The 17,250-nt window shown below is 64.3% G+C and carries 13 protein-coding genes and 1 pseudogene; 5 read left to right on the forward strand and 9 right to left on the reverse strand.

The window, feature by feature from the left end:
• The first annotated feature begins 19 nt into the window (after positions 1-19).
• Positions 20-1,282 carry a low temperature requirement protein A gene (locus EJ076_RS04800; protein ID WP_206438768.1) on the forward strand — a complete coding sequence of 421 codons (1,263 nt, stop codon included), beginning with the start codon at positions 20-22 and terminating at the stop codon, positions 1,280-1,282.
• A 604-nt stretch (positions 1,283-1,886) separates the two neighbouring features.
• Here the strand turns inward: EJ076_RS04800 and EJ076_RS04815 are convergent.
• The 9 genes and pseudogenes from EJ076_RS04815 to dnaK all read right to left on the reverse strand — a co-directional run.
• Positions 1,887-2,189: pseudogene (locus tag EJ076_RS04815) on the reverse strand (GFA family protein); the annotation flags it as partial.
• 16 nt (positions 2,190-2,205) lie between these two features.
• On the reverse strand, positions 2,206-2,673 hold the full coding sequence (locus EJ076_RS04820) for an SRPBCC family protein (protein WP_126067083.1): 468 nt from the start codon (positions 2,671-2,673) through the stop codon (positions 2,206-2,208).
• Entirely contained in the window at positions 2,670-2,990 is a 321-nt protein-coding gene (locus EJ076_RS04825) for a helix-turn-helix domain-containing protein (RefSeq protein WP_126067084.1), read from the reverse strand. The genes EJ076_RS04820 and EJ076_RS04825 overlap by 4 nt, the downstream gene beginning before the upstream one ends.
• A gap of 276 nt (positions 2,991-3,266) precedes the next feature.
• On the reverse strand, positions 3,267-3,554 hold the full coding sequence (locus tag EJ076_RS04830; protein ID WP_126067085.1) for a DUF1330 domain-containing protein: 288 nt from the start codon (positions 3,552-3,554) through the stop codon (positions 3,267-3,269).
• A gap of 31 nt (positions 3,555-3,585) precedes the next feature.
• Complete coding sequence (pyrF, locus tag EJ076_RS04835; RefSeq protein ID WP_126067086.1) at positions 3,586-4,284, reverse strand: orotidine-5'-phosphate decarboxylase; 699 nt, start codon at positions 4,282-4,284, stop codon at positions 3,586-3,588.
• Positions 4,281-4,877: an NADPH-dependent FMN reductase gene (locus tag EJ076_RS04840; protein ID WP_109667499.1), complete on the reverse strand. Its 597-nt coding sequence runs from the start codon at positions 4,875-4,877 to the stop codon at positions 4,281-4,283. Before EJ076_RS04840 ends, pyrF begins: the two co-directional genes overlap by 4 nt.
• Before the next feature lie 55 nt (positions 4,878-4,932).
• On the reverse strand, positions 4,933-5,538 hold the full coding sequence (pmtA, locus tag EJ076_RS04845; protein ID WP_109667496.1) for a phospholipid N-methyltransferase PmtA: 606 nt from the start codon (positions 5,536-5,538) through the stop codon (positions 4,933-4,935).
• Positions 5,539-5,707: 169 nt separating this feature from the next.
• Entirely contained in the window at positions 5,708-6,838 is a 1,131-nt protein-coding gene (gene dnaJ / locus EJ076_RS04850) for a molecular chaperone DnaJ (protein ID WP_013528587.1), read from the reverse strand.
• Positions 6,839-7,051: 213 nt separating this feature from the next.
• Complete coding sequence (dnaK, locus tag EJ076_RS04855) at positions 7,052-8,968, reverse strand: molecular chaperone DnaK (protein WP_109667494.1); 1,917 nt, start codon at positions 8,966-8,968, stop codon at positions 7,052-7,054.
• Positions 8,969-9,458: 490 nt separating this feature from the next.
• Here dnaK and EJ076_RS04860 point away from each other — a divergent pair, with 490 nt between their 5' ends.
• From EJ076_RS04860 to EJ076_RS04875, 4 genes are all read left to right on the forward strand, one after another.
• Entirely contained in the window at positions 9,459-11,420 is a 1,962-nt protein-coding gene (locus tag EJ076_RS04860; RefSeq protein ID WP_126067087.1) for a hypothetical protein, read from the forward strand.
• A gap of 10 nt (positions 11,421-11,430) precedes the next feature.
• On the forward strand, positions 11,431-15,174 hold the full coding sequence (locus EJ076_RS04865; RefSeq protein ID WP_126067088.1) for a DUF11 domain-containing protein: 3,744 nt from the start codon (positions 11,431-11,433) through the stop codon (positions 15,172-15,174).
• Positions 15,175-15,396: 222 nt separating this feature from the next.
• Positions 15,397-16,074, forward strand: a complete 678-nt coding sequence (gene rpe / locus EJ076_RS04870; RefSeq protein WP_126067089.1) for a ribulose-phosphate 3-epimerase — start codon at positions 15,397-15,399, stop codon at positions 16,072-16,074.
• Positions 16,075-16,435: 361 nt separating this feature from the next.
• Positions 16,436-17,182 (forward strand): GntR family transcriptional regulator, encoded by a 747-nt coding sequence (locus tag EJ076_RS04875; RefSeq protein ID WP_126067090.1) that lies wholly within the window; start codon positions 16,436-16,438, stop codon positions 17,180-17,182.
• Positions 17,183-17,250: the final 68 nt, after the last annotated feature.

Here is a 17,250-nt window from a genome sequence, read left to right on the forward strand (position 1 = left end):
CCCTAGCAAAGGCCGCGCGATGAACACAACATCAGTCGAAGCCCTCCACCATCATGTCAGGCGCATGGCCGGGCGCGATCCGCATGAGGTGCATCGTGTCGCGACGCCGCTCGAGCTTCTGTTCGACCTGACCTTCGTGACGGCGTTCAGCTTTGCCTCGTCGCAACTCGCCCATGCGCTGGCCGAAGGCCATTACTCGGCGGCCTTGCTCGGCTTCGCGTTCGCCAGCTTTGCCATTTGCTGGGCCTGGATCAATTTCTCCTGGTTCTCTTCCGCCTATGACACCGACGACTGGATTTTCCGGCTCGTCACCATGGTGCAGATGATCGGGGTGCTGGTGCTGGCGCTCGGCCTGCCACGCATGTTCGCTTCCATCGAGCACGGCGAGCACCTCAACAATTCGGTGATGGTGCTGGGCTATGTCATCATGCGGGTGGCGATGATCTTCCAGTGGCTGCGTGCCTTCAGGCAGGACCCTGTCCGACGTCGCGCCTGCCTGACCTACGCCACGGCAATTGCGGTCGCTCAGATCGGCTGGGTGGTGCAGATCATCGTCGATTTCCCGGTCGGCACCAGCATCATCCTCGCCGTCATTCTCGGGCTGATCGAAATGGCGGGGCCGGTGATCGCGGAAGGCAAGGATGGCGGCACGCCCTGGCATGCGCACCATATGGCCGAGCGCTACAGCCTGTTTGCCATCATCGCTTTGGGTGAGGGGGTCGTCGGCACCCTCGCCACCCTGTCCGCCGTGGTCGAGGAACAGGGCTGGACCGTGGATGCGGCACTGGTCTGCATCGCCGGCACCGGGCTCACCTTCGGCATGTGGTGGGTCTACTACATGCTGCCCTCAGCGCCGATCCTGCATGCCCACCGCAATCGCGCCTTCGTCTGGGGTTACGGGCAGATGCTGGTTGTCGCGGCAATTGTCGCCACCGGTGCAGGACTGCACGTCGCGGCCTATTTCATCGAGCACAAGGCGCATATCGGCCCGCTTGCGACACTGCTCGCCACCGCTGTTCCTGTCGCCGTCTTCCTGGCGGCGGTCTATGCGCTCTACACCTATCTCGTTCAGCGCTTCGATCCGTTCCACATCTGGCTGCTGCTCGCGACCGCGGCGGTCGTGGCCCTTGCCATTCTCGCAGCGCTCGCCGGCGTCGATATGGCCATCTGCCTGATCATCCTGATGCTGGCGCCGGCCGTCACCATCGTCGGCTACGAAATGCTCGGGCACCGCCACCAGGCGGAAGCACTCGCCAGCGACGAGCACTCGACACGGCATTAGCCGACCGCGGGTTTGCTCGAGCATTTATCCGTGTGGCATTCGCTCGAATGCCTGCAGCGAGCGATCGATCGTATCCCAGCCATGGCCGCGGATCGTGTAGGTGGGGGGGGGGGGGGGGGGGGGGGGGGGGGGGGGGGGGGGGGGGGGGGGGGGGGGGGGGGGGGGGGGGGTGGGGGGGGGTTGGGGGGGGGGGGGGGGGGGGGGGGGGGGGGGGGGGGGGGGGGGGGGGGGGGAGGGGGGGGGGGGGGGGACGGGGGGGGGGGGGGGGGGGGGGGGGAGGGGGGGGGGGGGGGGGGGGGGGGGGGGGGGGGGGGGGGGGGGGGGGGGGGGGGGGGGGGGGGGGGGGGGGGGGGGGGGGGGGGGGGGGGGGGTTGGGGGGGGGGGGGGGGGGGGGGGGGGGGGGGGGGGGGGGGGGGGGGGGTGGTGGGGGGGGGGGGGGGGGGGGGTGTGGTGGGGGGGGGGGGGGGGGGGGGGGGGGGGGGGGGGGGGGGGGGGGGGGGGGGGGGCGGGGGGGGGGGGGGGGGGGGGGGGGGGGGGGGGGGGGGGGGGGGGGGGGGGGGGGGGGGGGGGGGGGGGGGGGGGGGGGGGGGGGGGGGGGGGGGCGGCTGGTGGCGTGGACCGCGATCAGCTCCGGCATGGCGGCGAATGTCAGGAAGACCGGCGCTCCGCAGGTCGGACAGAAGGCGTGGATCTTCTCGTTGCCGCTGTCGCCGGCCACCCGCCAGGTGCTCGCCTCGCCCGTGATTGCCATATCGGCGCGCCGGCCAAAGGTCAGGTAGGATCCGTGGCCGGTACCGGCGCGCTTCTGGCAATCCAGGCATTGGCAATGGTTCTGGAAGATAGGCTCGCCGCTCGTCTCATAGCGAATGGCTCCGCATGCGCAGCCGCCTATATAGCGTTTGGTCATTGTCGGTCCTCCTGGGTCAGGCCGATTTCGGCTTGGCGAAAACGTCGATGCCGCTGCCGGTTTCCAGCAAGGACTTCAGGCTGGACAGCACAACCGGCCACCCCTGGCTGATGCCTTTTGCCATGCCGGAGCCGGCTTCGAGTTCGTCATGGGTGACGGTCAGCCGGACCATGGCGTCGTATTCCTCGATGCCGAAGGTCACGCGGCTGTAGCTTGCCGGATCGGCGGCCTGCGAAGGGCTTGCCCAGGTCATGACGAGACGGGTTGGCGGCGAGACCTCGACGACCTTGCCGACGATCTGGACGGTGCGCTCATCATTGGCGCGGATATGTTCCCACTTCGATCCCGGCTTCCAGTCGGAGACGTTCTCGTGGCCCCAATAGCGCCGTGCGATATCGGGCCTGGTTATGGCCTCGAACACTTTCTCTGGCGTCGAGCGGATGTAGGTCACGTAGACAAAACTGGTCGTCTCTTTGGTGGTCATTGGTCGTCTCCTTCGAGTTCTTGTTTCAGGTCGTGCAGCAGGCTGAGCCGCTGCCGTTCGAATTTGCGCACCCAGCGCTCGTAGACTTCGTGCAGCGGCACCGGGTTGATGAAATGCAGCTTTTCGCGGCCACGCTTGACCGTGCTCACCAGATTGGCCGCCTCCAACAGGTCGAGGTGCTGGGTGGCGGATTGCCTTGCCATGTCCAGGTTTTCGCAAAGCTGACCGAGCGTCTGCCCGTTCTGCTCACACAGAAGGTCAAGCAGCCTTCTGCGTGTCGGGTCGCCCAGCGCTTTGAAAACCTTGTCGGCGTCCATCGGCCTCACTCTGATGTGAGGCCATAATATGCAGGTAAATACCTGCATGTCAACCAGCAGATCCCCCAGTCGCTGCAATGGCTCAAGCGAAGGCTGTTGGGACTGGCAGTCGATCGTTCGACAAGCCGCGCATCGGCAAGGCTTCGCAACGGCGACTGGATACGGGAAGTGAGCTTACGGGGGTTCGGTGGAAGCGCCGCCGGGCTTTATCCGGTCTTGAGCGTGATCTCCGGCGAAAACCGGATACCACTTTTCGGATTTATGGTTCGGTGGACCTCAGGCGCCTTCGACCAGCACGATTTCGCCGTCGGCGACCTTCTGGCGGATGGCGACGGCGCGCTGGTACTCCGGCGAGTGGTAGCAATCGTGGGCGGCGGTGAGCGATTCGAACTCGATGATGACATTGCGTGCGCGGCCGGGCCCTTCGGCCTTTTCATGTTCGCCGCCGCGCGCCAGGAATTTCGCGCCGAAGCGCTCGAAGGCAGGCTTGGCAGCGGCGACATAGTCCTTGTAGCCTTCGGCGTCGCGCACATCGACACGAGCGATCCAGTATCCCTTGGGCATGTCTTGTCTCCGAACTCTCTATCTTGAAACGTCAGGCCGAGCGCATCTCGTCGAGGATGGCTTCGGCCGCCTCCCGTTTGTTGGCCGCAGCAACGATCGGCCGGCCGACGACGAGGTGGCTGGAGCCGTTGCGGATCGCCTGGCCCGGCGTCACCACGCGCTTCTGGTCGCCATGGTCGCTGCCTGTGGGCCGGATGCCCGGTGTCACCACTGCCAGGTCGGGCCCGGCGATGCGGCGTACCGCTTCCGCTTCCTCGGCCGAGCAGACGATGCCGCCCATGCCGGCATGCAGCGCCTGTTCCGAGCGCCGCAGCACCAGTGTGTGCGGGTCATATTCATAGCCCGCGTCGATCACGTCCTGTTCGTCCATCGAGGTCAGCACGCTGACGGCAAGCAGGCAAAGGTCGCTGCCGCGCGCTGCTTCCACCGCCGCCGCCATCGCCTTTGGATAGGCGTGGATGGTCAGCATGGTCATGCCCATCTTGACGATGTTCTCGACCCCCTTGGCCACCGTGTGGTCGATGTCGAGCAGCTTCATGTCGAGGAAGATCTTTGTCCCGCCGCTGGCCAGTTCCCTGGCGAAGTCGAGCCCGCCGGCAAAGGCCAGTTGATAGCCGATCTTGTAGAAGGAGACGACGCCGTCGAGTTCGCGCACCGCCTGCTCGGCTTGCTTCACGGTCGGCACGTCGAGGCCGACGATGAGCCGGTCGCGCATGCTATCGGCGATCATGCCTCGATCCGGGTGGACAGCATGCGCGAGGTTTCGATCAGCGTGCGGCATAGGTGCTCCATCGATTTGTGCAGTCTTTCGTCGCGGAAATGGCCGTCCTCGTCGAAGGCGTCGCCGCCCTCTGGCACCGAGCATTCCGGCGTCACCACCTCCATCTGGCAACGCACTAGGACGGCGCGCAGATGGTTGATGCAACGGATGCCGGCAAAGTGCCCGTTGGAGGATGAGCAGAGGCCGGCGACCTTGCCGGCAAGCGGCCTGACCGTGCGGCCACCATCCCTGCGCACCCGGCTCACCCAGTCGATCGTGTTCTTGAGCAGGGGCGGGATAGAGCCGTTATATTCGGGCGTGGCGATCAGCAGCCCGTCATGGGCGATCACCAGACGGCCGAGTTTCTGGGCGTTTTCGGGAACGCCCTTTTCCTTTTCCAGATCCTCGTCGAGGATCGGCAAGGGATAGTCGGCGAGCGAGATGCGGGTCACCTCGGCGCCTTGCATGGCAAGTTCCTTTTGCGCCACGTCGGCGGTCCTGCCGCTGTAGGCGCCGCTGCGCACCGAGCCGGCGAAGACGAGGATTTTCGGGATCACTGCCATTGGCCACCCTTGTTCCCGGACAGGTACAGCCAAGGCCCGCTTAAATCAACGCACCCTAATGGGCCTCGCGCCGATAGATCCACAGCTGCGTCGGCGGGATGTTGCGGAAGATGAAGTCGAAATGCTTGACCGTGTAGTCGCCGCGACCGGCCGGGATCGGCGACATCGGGCCATAGGTCAGCTGCACGATTGGCCGTCCGGCCGGGATGCGGTCGAGCAGGCTCTCGATATAGGCGATGCGCTGGGCGACCGGAAAGTTGAGCAGCGGCACGCCCGAAACGACGGAATCGAAGATCATCCCGCTCTTGTCGCCAAGCGTGGCATTGAGATTGAAGGCATCGCCCTCGATGACGTTGACACCGGGATAGAGCCGCCGCAGGTGGCCCACGAAATCCGTGTTGTATTCGACCGCGTAGAGGTTTTCGGGCCGCACGCCCTGGGCGAGGATGGCGCGGGTGATGACGCCGGTGCCGGGACCAACCTCGAGTACCGGCAGGCCGGACTTCGGATTGACGATCGAGGCCATCTTGCGGGCGGTGATCGAACTGGTCGGCACGATCGAGCCGACCGTCTTCGGCTTGTCGATCCAGCCCTTGAAGAATTTGAGTTCGTCGTCGAACTTTTCGACAAGCGCCTTCCGCAGTCCAGGGCCACGTGTCATGCAAGTTCTCCTCAGCGCTCCCCGCAAGTTACTTAACATCTGGGCGGTGCAAGGCAAGGCGCGGCCGGACGCATGTCGTGGATAAGATAATTTTCGTCGCGTCTCAAGGTGACGCGCGTCTCACGGATTTTCGCGGCGCAAACCGGCTCCTGGTCGTGGGCGGCATGCATCAACGTTCGCCGAAGGATTCGAAGAAATCCTTCATGCGGGCGAAAAAGCCGCTCGATTGGGGCGAATTGTCCTGCGAGGAGAGCTGTTCGAACTCCTCCAGCAGTTCACGCTGGCGGCGGGTGAGGTTCTGCGGCGTCTCGACCGCGGTCTGGATATAGAGGTCGCCGACATTGGGTTGGCGCAGCACCGGCATGCCCTTGCCCTTGAGGCGGAACTGGCGCCCGTTCTGGGTGCCTTCGGTCACCTTGACCTTGGTCTGGGTGCCATCCAGTGTCGTCACCTCGAAGGAGCCGCCAAGGGCGGCCGTCGTCATCGAGATCGGCACCTTGCAATAGAGGTCGGCGCCGTCGCGCTGGAAGAATTCGTGCGGCTTGACCGCCAGGAAAATATAGAGGTCGCCCGATGGCCCGCCGCGCAGGCCGGCCTCGCCCTCATTGGCTAGGCGGATGCGGGTGCCGTCCTCGATGCCGGCCGGGATGTTGACCGACAGCGAGCGCTCCTCGGTGACGCGGCCCTGGCCGGCGCATTTCGGGCATGGATCCTTGATCGTCTGGCCGCGCCCCTGGCATTGCGGGCAGGTGCGCTCGATCGAGAAGAAGCCTTGCGTGGCGCGCACCTTGCCGTGGCCGTTGCACATCGAGCAGGTGACGGGCTGGGTGCCGGGCTTGGCGCCGCTGCCCGAACATTCCGAACAGGAGATCGACGCCGGCACACGGATTTGCGCGGTCTTGCCGGCAAAGGCCTCTTCCAGCGTGATTTCCATGTTGTAGCGCAGGTCGGCGCCGCGCTCGCGGCCGCCCGACGAGCGGCGCTGGCGCCCGCCCATCATGTCGCCGAAAATATCCTCGAAGATGTCGGCGAAGCCGCCGGCGCCAAAGCCTTGCGCGCCGCCATTCATGCCGCCCTGTTCGAAGGCCGCGTGGCCGAAGCGGTCATACGCCGCGCGCTTCTGCGGGTCCTTCAGCGTCTCGTAGGCTTCGTTGATTTCCTTGAACTTGTGCTCGCAGGAATGATCGCCGGGATTGCGGTCGGGATGGAACTGCATGGCGAGCTTGCGGAAAGCGCTCTTGAGCTCCTTCTCATCGGCGCCCTTTTGCACGCCCAGCGTTTCGTAGAAATCAGCTTTCATTTTTTCCCGCTGTCCGGATGCTCAACGTCTTGAAGCATTGTTGCGTCGTTTGCCGGCATTGCCGTTCCGATTTAGGTGCGATGGAAGCGGGATGCCAGTGTCGACGCCGGTTTGCCTGCATTTTTTCAGCAAGGCCCGCTGTTTTTCCGCAAGGGGTTGCAAAAAAGCCCGGCTTTGCGCCGGGCTTTCCGCACTATCTTGCCGTCAAACGGTTCAGGCCGACTTCTTCTTGTCGTCGTCCTCGTCGATTTCCTCGAAATCGGCATCGACCACGTCACTGTCCTTGGCGGCGTCCGCCTTGGCGTCGGCTTCCGCCGCTTCCTTCTGCGAAGCTTCGTACATGGCCTGGCCAAGCTTCATCGAAGCCTCGGCGAGCGCCTGGCTCTTGGCCTCGATGTCGGCCGCGTCATCGCCTTCGGTCGCGGTCTTCAGCGCCGCGATCGCATCGGAGATCGCCGTGCGCTCGGTCTCCGAAACCTTGTCGCCATATTCCTTCAGCGACTTCTCCGAGGAATGCAGCAGTGCTTCGGCCTGATTGCGGGCTTCGACCAGCGCGCGGCGCTTCTTGTCGGTCTCGGCATTGGCCTCGGCGTCCTTGACCATCTTCTCGATGTCGGCGTCCGAAAGACCACCCGATGCCTGGATGCGGATCTGGTGCTCCTTGCCGGTGCCCTTGTCCTTGGCCGAAACGTTGACGATGCCGTTGGCGTCGATGTCGAAGGTGACCTCGATCTGCGGCACGCCGCGCGGCGCCGGCGGGATGCCGACAAGGTCGAACTGGCCGAGCGCCTTGTTGTCTGCGGCCATTTCACGCTCACCCTGGAAGACGCGGATGGTCACGGCCGACTGGCTGTCCTCGGCCGTCGAGAACACCTGGCTCTTCTTGGTCGGGATCGTCGTGTTGCGCTCGATCAGGCGCGTGAACACACCACCCAGCGTCTCGATGCCGAGCGACAGCGGCGTCACGTCGAGCAACAGCACGTCCTTGACGTCGCCCTGCAGCACGCCGGCCTGGATGGCGGCGCCGAGAGCGACGACTTCATCCGGATTGACGCCCTTGTGCGGCTCCTTGCCGAAGAACTGCTTCACGATCTCCTGGATCTTGGGCATGCGGGTCATGCCGCCGACCAGGACGACCTCGTCGATCTCGCCGGCCTTCAGGCCGGCATCCTTGAGCGCCGCCTTGCAAGGGGCAATCGTGCGCTGGACCAGATCGTCGACCAGCTGTTCGAACTTGGCGCGCGTCAGCTTCAGTGTCAGGTGCTTCGGCCCGGTCGCGTCGGCGGTGATGAAGGGCAGGTTGATTTCGGTCTGTGTGGTCGACGACAGCTCGATCTTGGCCTTTTCAGCCGCCTCCTTGAGGCGCTGCAAGGCAAGCTTGTCGTTCTTCAGGTCGATGCCCTGTTCCTTCTTGAACTCGGCCGCCAGATATTCGACCAGGCGCATGTCGAAATCCTCGCCGCCGAGGAAAGTGTCGCCATTGGTCGACTTGACCTCGAACACGCCGTCGCCGATCTCGAGCACCGAAATGTCGAACGTGCCGCCGCCAAGGTCATAGACGGCAATGGTCTTGCCTTCCTTCTTGTCGAGGCCGTAGGCAAGCGCTGCAGCCGTCGGCTCGTTGATGATGCGCAGCACCTCGAGGCCGGCGATCTTGCCGGCGTCCTTGGTCGCCTGGCGCTGGGCGTCGTTGAAATAGGCCGGAACGGTGATGACCGCCTTCTCGACCTTCTCGCCGAGATAGGCTTCCGCCGTCTCCTTCATCTTCTGCAGGATCATGGCCGAAATCTGCGAGGGCGACTGCTTCCTGCCGCCGGCCTCGACCCAGGCATCGCCATTGTCGCCCTTGACGATCTTGTAGGGGACAAGCTTCTTGTCCTTCTCCGTCACCGGATCGTCATAGCGGCGGCCGATCAGGCGCTTGACCGCGAAGATGGTGTTTTCAGGATTGGTGACCGCCTGGCGCTTGGCCGGCTGGCCGACGAGACGTTCGTCGTCGCCGCTGATGGCGACGATGGAAGGCGTCGTGCGCGCGCCTTCCGCATTTTCAATCACCTTGGGCTCCTTGCCATCCATGATGGCGATGCAGGAGTTGGTGGTGCCGAGATCGATACCGATTACTTTTGCCATTTTTCTAGTCTCTCCGCTAAGCAGGCTCTCAGGACCCGTACAGGCGTTCCGACGAAAGCCCCTGTTCACAAGAAATTCCGTTCCGGCAACCGGCATTCCGGCACCGAACGGCTTGGCGCGTATATAAGAACAGGCGGCATCGCGCGCAAGCATTCTGCGCAAGGCTTCCATGAACCTTTCCACCTCCGCCTGCGACTGATGTCCAGGCGCCGCATGGTGCGGCCCGGAAAGGAAGCCCCCCATGACCAATAACCCAGAGACTCCGCGGTCTCCGGGAACAACAGGAGCTCGGCGCGACCACCGCCTTCGGGACGGGGTCGATGCGCTGGGTTTTCCGCTGATTCCGTTGACCCTGCGTAAGAGCAGGCGTATCGTGACAATGAGGAAAGCAGACAATTCGATCAGGGAAGAACGAGCCGGAACGCCGCGCCTTGCCCTGATTTGCGCGGCCAGACCGGACGTTTCTCCCGTTGACTACGGGGGGAGTGTCATGTCTCGCATCCGCGGCTCGTTCGTGTCGTCTCTTGATGGTCGTTTGCGTCGTGCCGCGCATGCAGGCGGCGCATTGCTGGCGCTGACGCTCGCCGCCGGCCTGTGGCTGGGTGGCGCCGCGCAGGCGCAGGAAACCCAGATCATCTATCCCGGCTCGATGGCGGTGACCGGATTTTCCGGCACCATCATTCCCAATTTCGACGAGGGCCTGCCGCCCGGCGTCGATCCGGTCGACGAAACCTTCATCGACACCACCCGCGCCACCTTGCGCGTGTTCGACGTCTCGCATCTGGGCGGACCGGCCGCTGGCCAGCTCGTCAACACACCGCCGCCCTTCGAGGTGACGGCAGAGCAGATCGGCCAGGTGTTCGGCGTCACCTATGACGATGGAGTGCGCGATGGCATTCCGTCCGGCATTCCCAATCTCTATGCCGGCGCCACCTCGCTGCACGGCATCCGCATCGTCACGCCGGACGCCGACGATGACGGTCGCCCTGAGCGGCAACGCCGCGGCATGGCCGGCGCCACCTTCATGGATGGCCAGTTCGGCACCGAAAACGGCGGCGGGCCGGGCACCATCTGGAAGATCGACGGCATCACCGGCCAGGTCTCCAAATTCGCCGACATCGACACCAACAGCGGCCCCGGCATCGGCAATCTCAGCTTCGATCCCAGCCACCGCCAGTTCTTTGCTTCCGACCTCGACACCGGCCTGATCCATCGCATCGACGCCAACGGCAGGCTGATCGACAGCTTCGACCATGGCGTTGTCGGCCGCCCCGCGCATGGGCTGGCTCCCGTCGCCGACGACGGGTCGGTGATGGACATCCAGGGCGCGGCCTTCGACAGCGAAGACCCCGACAGTTGGGGCTACACGCAGGACGAGCGCCGCATCTGGGCCGTTTCCTATCATGGTGGCCGGCTCTACTACTCGGTCGGCGAAAAGTCGGAAATCTGGTCGGTGGGCATCGCCCGCGACGGCACCTTTGCCGGCGACCCGCGCTGGGAACTGACGGTCAAGGCTGACAAGGACTACGCCGTCACCGATATCGCCTTCGACAACAGTGGCTTCATGTACCTGGCCCAGCGCGGTCCGGTCGAGAACCGCTACGATTACAGCCAGTTCGCCGATTCCGGCAAGGGCGAGGTCATTCGCTACTGGCGCGAGAACCCGGACGATCCGGCAACCGAATCGGTCTGGGTGGAAATGCCGCAGGAATATGCGATCGGTTTCCCGCAGGGCAACCGGCAGTCGGCCGGCGGTCTCGACCTGCAATATGGCTATGACGCCGACGGCAATCTCGACACCTCGGTCTGCACGCAGACACTGGTCAACACCGGCGACAAGCTGCGCGACAATCCGGCTCTCGCCGAACAGCTCGCCGCCGGCGGGCCGCTGGCCGTGCATGGCGTGCAGATTACGCCCAAAGAGCTGGTCAAGCCGGCCAATGTGCCGCCCTTCGGCTCCTGGTTCGTCGACTTCGACGGTTATTTCGAAGACCCGGAGGTCGAGGGTCATGTCGGCGACGTTGCCGTCTGGCATCCCTGCGAAGGCCGCGCCGGCTATTATGAAGGAATCCCGGGCGGCTACCTGCCCCCCTTCTACCCGCCGGACTTCCCACCGCCCGGCAATCTGCCTCCGTGTCTCGACGTTGAAGATGTCCAGTACTACTGCACGCCTTCGGGGCTTGAGGCCGATCTCTATCTCCATGACCATGCCGGCTTCGGCGGCGATTCGATCAAGGCCCAGTCCAGGACGCCAGGCGTCGGGGTGACATCATCCCAGTCGCATGCGCCCGGCAAGCCCTACACGATCGACATCACCGGCCACGATCCGGGCGACACAGTCGATGTCGGGCTCTGCTTCTACAGGAAGTCCGACAAGGACAAGGGTGGCTACTACCCTTGCTGCAAGATGACTTTGCCGCTCAGAACCCCAGCCGTCAGCTGCGAACGTTGAGGAGGGGAAGATGAAAAATCTCGCACTCTCCCCGCTCGCAGAAAACAACTCAACCGTCATGGAGACGATCATGAAACCCCTGTCATATGCCAGGCGCGGCGCGCGCTGGCTGATGGCGGCCGGTATCGCGGTCGCCATGCTCACCCCTGTGGCAAGCCACGCGGAAGACGCCGTTCCGATCACCCCGGAACTGAAGCTCGACCTCGACAATTCGCGCGTCGTCAATCCGAGGCCGGACCGGCTCGTGCCTTTCTTCACCAAGAAAGGCACTCAACGAAGCTGCGACTATGTCGTCTATTCGCTGAGCTTCGGCTTGCGCGGCGATCCGCAAGGCTTTGCCGACCCAAGCCTCGCGGCCAGGCTGAACAAGCTCAAGCTCGACTTCAAGGACCAGCTCCCGCACGGCCTTGAGATCGTCAACGTCAATGTGGCCGGCGACGGCACGGATTCGTCCGGTGGGCCACTGCCGGGGGCTTCAATCAGCACCTCGGCAAATCCCAACGATACGGCGACTGTGTCCGATTTCCGGCTCTCCGCCACCGATCTCGACGGCGCCGGTGCTCCGAACGAGCGCGTCATCACCTTCCAGATCACGGCCAAGATCGATCATGCGGCTTTTCCCGCACCAACGATCGTCGACAACCAGGGCATGATCAAGGTGACGGCCGGACCGGGCACGGGGACCATCATCCCGTCGCAGGATCCGGGCAAGCCCGACGACGGCGACTTCAAGACCGGCGTGAAGACCTCGATCAAGATCGACGTCACAAAATGCAACCCGCCACCGCCACCTCCCGGCAAGGAATGCTTCAAGGTGGAACGCGGCACGGTCGACTGCGTGCCCGGCGGCGGCGCCTTCATCTATCACATGCCGGTCGGCCCGGAGATGGGCGGCAAGTGGGTGCAGGTGTCGACGACCACGCCCGGCATCACCATCATCCCCGACACCCAGCTGGTGCCGGCGGGCGGCGGTGTCTTAAACTGGAAGATCGTCGGCGCATCGCCCGGCGACGTCATCCACCTCATCGTCACCGGCATCGAAACCTATGCCGGTCCGAAGGAAGGCTGGGGCCTGTGCTGCACGCAGACGATCGACATCGTCATCCCGCGTGACCAGAGGTGCCCGCCCAAGGACAAGGAGCCGGACCTCAAGGTCGAGAAACGCGCCGACGTGACGCGTTGCACGATGGGCGGCGGCTGCGACTTCACCATCAGGGTCACCAATGTCGGCACCGGTGCCTACCACGGCAAGATCGTGCTCGACGAGGTGACGCTGCCGGCCGGATCGACGCTCGATTCGGGGCCTAATCCGCCCTGGGTCTGCGTACCCGGCACCACCCCGATGACGTGCACCTATCCGGTGACCACGCTCAGTCCGGGGGCCTCCGTCGACCTCAAGCTCGGCTTCAAGCCGGCCGGAGGCTGGCAAGGCAGCGTCCTGCGCAACTGCGCCACGTATAATTATGGGGCCAGCGGCAAGCCGCTGTTCGGCAGCCAATCGAATGATCGCGGCTGTGCCTCGATCCCGATCTGCCGGCGTGGCGACCGTGACCGCGACTGCCAGCCGCCGGTCGAAAAGAAGGTCGACCTGATCCTGAAGAAGCGTGCCCGTATCCCGGTCTGCACGGCCGACGGCATCTGCTACTTCGTGATCGACATCATCAACAACGGCACATCAACCTATAATGGGCCGCTGACGGTGATCGACACCTATCCGGGCGGCGCGCCGTCCTCCTCGACCTTCGGCCCGAGCCCGCCCTGGACATGCGGACCGAACGGCCCCGGCCAGTTCCGCTGCGACAATGCGGGGATCTCGCTGCCTCCGGGCGCCTCGACACCGATCGTCGTCAAGGCGGTCATGCCGGCCGGCTACCAGTCGGACACGGTGGAGAACTGCGCCGCGGTGAAGGCCATTCCTGGTGAAAACGACCTCACCAACAACAAGGCTTGCGCCAAGGAACGCTTCCGTCATCCCAATGGCGGCAAGCCGACCCTGCGCATCACCAAGGTATGCAACGGCTCGCTCGCCGGTGCCGCGGTCATCTCTTGCCGCATCACCGTCATCAGCCTTGGCACCGCTGCCCCCACCGGTCCGGTGCGGGTCAACGATGCCGCCACGCTGGTGGCTGGCGGCGCGCCCGTCCAGATCCAGACCGTCACCCCTGACGGCGCGGAATGGGCATGCGGACCGGTTCCGGCCAATGCGCTGTCGTGCCAGATTCCCGGTGCCGTGATGACACCTGGAACCAGCCGCCACTTCGACGTGACGGTTTCTGCGAATGGCGCGTTCGAGAACTGCGCGCGGGGTTCGTTTGGTCCGGCGCCAGGCGACGACATCGTCTATCCGATCGGCCAGGCCTGCGCCAAGGGCGGCGGCTCTTCGACTATCCGTGTCGAAAAAACCGGCGACCGCGAATGCAAGCTCGGCCAACCCTGCTCGTTCGAGATCACCATCACCAATGATGGGACGACCCCCTTCTCGGGACCGGTCCGTATCGGTGATGCGATCGGCGTGGATGGGCTCGGCAGGCTGGAAGGCGTTGAAATCACGTCGATCGATCCGCCCTTCGGCTGCTCGCCGGAACCGGCAACCTTGCCTGCGTCCTGCATTGCCGACCTGACGCTCGGCGCCGGCGAAAGCCAGGTGCACCATGTCACCGTGGTCATTCCCGACGACGGCCGCCTGGCCAATCTGCAGGGCAACGTCAGCGGCCAGAACTGCGTCGGCGTGCTCTCTCCCGACACACGGGTGCAAGGCGGTGGCGACGTGCTTGGCGGCGGCCAGACCAATGTGCAGGGCGATCGCGGCAAGGCCTATGCCTGCCATCCCTTCACCATCAGCCAGGAGACGAAGAAGGAATGCTCGCAAGGCTTCGTCATGAACGACGCCGGTCGCTGCGTCTGCCCGGAAGGCACCACCTTCCGCAATGGCCAGTGCACCGGCGGTGGTACCAATATTCTGCCAACGCCACCGCCGCCGAAGCGCTGCGTGCTGCTCGAAGGCCAGATCCGCACCGAGGACGGACGCTGCGTCTGCCCACGCGGAACCGGGCTTGAGAACGGCAAATGCGTCAGGACCGACAAGCCCGAGCAGTGCACCATCCGTGGCCAGGTCCACAATTCGGATGGCGATTGCGTCTGCCCCAGGGGAACGGAAGTCAGGGGCAATGCCTGCCGACCGATCCAGCCGAAGCCGGAGCAGTGCACCATCCGTGGCCAGGTCCACAATGCCGATGGCGATTGCGTCTGCCCACGCGGCACGGAAGTCAGGGGCAATGCCTGCCGACCGATCCAGCCGAAGCCGGAGCAATGCACCATCCGTGGCCAGGTCCACGGCGCCAACGGCGATTGCGTCTGCCCGAGGGGTACCGAGGTGCAAGGCAATGCCTGCCGGCGCAAGCAGCCTGATGTGCAGCAGTGCGACATACGCGGCCAGGTCCACAACAAGCGCGGCGAATGTGTCTGTCCGCGTGGGACCGAGGTGATCGACGGCGCATGCCGCAAGCCCAGGCAGCAGGTGGAATGCGCACCGGGCACGCAGATGATCAATGGCCAGTGCCAGCCGATCATCAGGCGGCGCTGCCCGGAAGGCACGATCGGGCGGTACCCGAACTGCCGGCCGGTCCGCGGGCAACCGTCGCTGGAGCTCAACCCGGGCCTGCTGCTGCAGCAGGTACTGCCACGGCGCAGGCCGCAGGTCGAACAGCAGCAGGATCCGGATCCAAACAGAATCCTGAAACTCCAGCAGCAATAACCATCTGCTCGACGCCAGACCAGAAACCCGCCGGAGCAATCCGGCGGGTCTTTCTTGTGGTTCCGGGGCAAGCGGAAATTGGCTGCAACAAGATCGGAGACGCCAAAACGCCACCCTGCCTGTGCAGCGCCCGCGCCCATGCACTCGACAAGTCGGCTGGAGCGCATTAGGCAGGCGATCCAGAGTGGCCGGATGAAAAGGGCGCTCGGAAAGGCCGCACCCATGAGCAGAAAGACCTTGATCGCACCGTCGGTGCTGGCATCGGATTTTTCGAGGCTCGGCGATGAGGTCGAAGCGGTGGCGGCGGCCGGCGCCGACTGGATCCATCTCGATGTGATGGACGGGCACTTTGTCCCCAACATCACCTTTGGCCCGCCGGTGATCAAGGCGATCCGCAACCGCACCAAGGCCTTCTTCGACTGCCATCTGATGATTGCCCCGGCCGACCCCTATCTGGCCGCTTTCGCCGAGGCCGGCTGCGACGGTTTGACGGTCCATGCAGAGGCCGGGCCGCATCTCGACCGCTCGCTTCAAACCATCAGGAACCTTGGCAAGAAGGCCGGAGTGTCGCTCAATCCGGCAACGCCTGAAAGCGTGGTCGAGTATGTGCTCGACCGGCTCGACCTGATCCTGATCATGACCGTCAATCCGGGCTTCGGCGGCCAGGCGTTCATTCCGGCCATCGTCGATAAGGTGAAGCGGGTCAAGGCGCTGATCGGCGACCGGCCGATCCGCATCGAGATCGACGGCGGTGTTTCAGCCGAAACCGCGCCACTGGTCACCGCTGCCGGCGCCGACGTGCTGGTGGCTGGCGCCGCCATTTTTAAAGGCGGCAGTGTCGAAGCCTACCGGCAAAACATTCAGGCGATCAGGACGGCAGCCGACAACGCAGCCGGCTAACTCACGGCGCATCGTATCTTCAAGGGCACTGCGCCCAAAAGAGCAGCGGCGGCCTGATTCGGCTTCGCTGTTCGCCGCCTGTGCGCGCAATAGAACAGGTGGTCTCATGCGCATACAAAAGAACAGGAAGAACAGATTCTCCTGCGTGCATACAAAACATGTTAAGTTTCCGCAGGTTGTGGGAATGCGCGGGATTACAGCATTGATCTCCGGAATGCCGCATATTCCTTTGTGCTAAAGTACAATAGCGTGATCTTCTGCTTGAGCGCGCCGCGGCACGCGTTATATGGTACAAGTACGAAAAGGCGAATGCTGTCGGACTCGAATTGCCCAAGACAAGTTTTGGGGACAAGGAGTCGCTGTGACATACGGAGCTGCCAATCTGAACGATGACGCCGCAGGACCCAAGAGCACGCTTGCCAGCACGGTCTATCAGCAATTGCGTGACGATCTTCTCGGTGGTGTTCTTGAAGCCGAGAGCAAGCTGCGGGTCGAATGGGTGGTCTCCAAATATGGGGCTGGCGCTTCCCCTGTCCGCGAGGCTCTCAATCGCCTCGCCTCGGAAGGGCTTCTCGGTCGGCACGACCAGCGTGGCTTCTTCATCATGCCGGTCAGCGCGTCGGAACTCGAGGAACTGACGCGTACCCGCTGCTGGCTCGAGGAGCGAGCGCTTCGCGAATCCATCGCCCACCGCACCGCCGAATGGGAAGAACAGCTCGTCCTGGCTCTGCATCGCCTGGGGCGCGCGTCACGTCTTTCGCCGCAAAATCTCTTCTCGCTCAACCCGGATTGGGAAAGGTTGCACCGCATCTTCCACAGGGTGCTGATCTCGGCCTGCCGGTCGCAATGGCTGGTGGGGTTCTGCGATCAGCTTTCCGATCACGCCTATCGCTATCGGCAAATGGCCAATGACGGCGAAGGCGTCCAGCGCGACGATTTCGGCGAGCATCGCCTGATCGCCGAATGTGCCCTGGATGGCAATGCCGACGCTGCCGTCGAGGCACTGATCAATCACTACCAGTTGACCGCCGCCATGTGCATGAAACGCTTCAGTCAAGGCGAAGGGTCACAGGCGGTCGCCGGCAGAGCCGAGCGCGCCCGGCGATAGCGGTCGTTTTCCCGGCGGATTTTTTGCGGCCCATTGCTCGCTATCTCTGGGTGTTGGCTCGACTGGTG

Source organism: Mesorhizobium sp. M7D.F.Ca.US.005.01.1.1 (assembly GCF_003952545.1).
Lineage (GTDB): Bacteria > Pseudomonadota > Alphaproteobacteria > Rhizobiales > Rhizobiaceae > Mesorhizobium > Mesorhizobium loti.